The sequence below is a fragment of the Amedibacillus sp. YH-ame10 genome, assembly GCF_053848885.1.
In genome coordinates, this window is the sequence record NZ_JBSPFA010000064.1 from 1 (window position 1) to 1986 (window position 1986).

The following is a 1986-nucleotide window of genomic DNA, read 5'->3' on the forward strand; positions in this document are numbered from 1 at the left end:
CGGGAGTTTGACAGCTAAAATTCAAATAAATTTGTATATAGCCTATAAGCAAAGGCTTTTTTTGTATAAATTTTGTCAAATTTGTTGTAATTATATATCGTAATATATTGTAATATGTCACAATATATGGTATAATAGAGTTAGGTGATAATTATGCGTGTAACTACTTCTAAATCTAAAAACTCTGAGTCCTTCTATATTAACTATGCTTTTATTGATAAAAATGGGAAAAGCACTTCTAAAACATTTAAAAAACTTGGCACTTTGGCTGAGCTCTCCACTATGCTTAACACTGATCGTGATGGTGTTATGTTATGGGCGAAAGAGCAAGCTCTTATTGCCACTGAAATCTATAAGAAAGAAAATGAGACTATTTCTGTTCCTTTCGCACCCAATAAAACCATCGAAAAAGATATTCAAAGAAATTATAATTGTGGTTACCTTTTCCTTCAATCTATCTATTCTGACCTTCGCTTTGACAATATCATTCGCAATATCAAAGTACGCCATGATTTTGATTATAATTTAGATTCCATTCTATCCGATTTAATTTATTCTCGTATTCTTCATCCATCCAGTAAGAAAAGTTCTTATTCATTTGCACAATCTCTTCTTGAACAGCCTAAATATCAATTACATGACGTATATCGTGCTTTATCGATTTTAGCGGAAGAATCTGATTATATTCAATCGGAGGTATATCGTAATAGTAATTTTATTCATAAGCGTAATACTAAAGTCCTTTATTACGATTGTACAAACTATTATTTTGAAATTGAACAAGAGGATGGCGATAAAAAATACGGTAAGAGCAAGGAAAATCGTCCAAACCCTATCATAGGTATGGGACTGTTTATGGATGCGGATGGGTTCCCTCTCGCCTTTGACCTTCACCCTGGTAATCAAAACGAGCAGACAACTTTAAGACCACTCGAGCAGAACGTAATTCGCGATTTTGACTGCTCAGAATTTGTATACTGTTCAGATAGTGGATTAGCATCTAAAAACAATAAGCTTTTTAATAGCACTGGTGGAAGATCATTCGTCATAACGCAATCCTTAAAGAAACTTAAACAAAGCGATCGAGAAATAGCGCTTAACCCAACGCAATATAGAAAAATTGGTAGCAACAAGTTCATCGATTTAAGGGATCTAGATGAAAGTGATCCAGAAATACATGAATCTATTTATTACAAACAGATTCCTTTGGATTCGAAAATCGAAAACGAAACGTTAATCGTTACATATTCCCCTAAATACAAAGCATATCAAGCAAAAATTAGAGAAGGACAAATTGAAAGAGCCAAAGCAATGGTGGAAACAAAAGGAAAGTTGAAAAAGACACATCGTAATCCTAATGATCCAGCAAGATTCGTTACTAGTACCTCTACAACAGCTTACGGTGAAGTGGCTGATATTGAATATAAAACATTAAATCAGGAAGCCATTGATAAAGAAGCCATGTATGATGGATTTTATGGTGTCACCACAAACTTAGATAGTGACATAGCAGAAATCATCGCAATCAATAAACGTAGGTGGCAAATCGAAGAATGTTTTAGAATTATGAAAACAGACTTTGAAGCAAGACCAGTATACTTACAGAGAGAAGACAGAATCAAAGCCCACTTCTTAATCTGTTTCTTGTCTCTACTTATTTATAGATTATTAGAATCAAAATTAGAGAATAAATATACAGTAGAACGAACATTAAATACATTAAGAGAAATGAATGTATGTTCAGTAGAGGGATATGGTTATATTCCTACATATAAAAGAACGGATTTAACAGATAAATTACACGATATATTTGATTTCCATACAGATACACAAATTATCAAAAAAGCTAAGATGAGAAATATTATTCGTAAGACAAAAGAAAGATAAAATATTACTATATATCGCTGCATAACAGAAAACCTCAAAACATCCTTTAAACAAGGCGTTATTTGAGGTTTTTTTGTCTTCTAGCTGTCAAAGATGGGA

1 protein-coding gene is annotated in these 1986 nt (G+C 32.6%); it reads left to right on the forward strand.

The features are described from left to right. Window positions 1-153: 153 nt before the first annotated feature. Complete coding sequence (locus tag ACWG42_RS14895; protein WP_455793352.1) at window positions 154-1887, forward strand: IS1634 family transposase; 1734 nt, start codon at window positions 154-156, stop codon at window positions 1885-1887. Window positions 1888-1986: the final 99 nt, after the last annotated feature.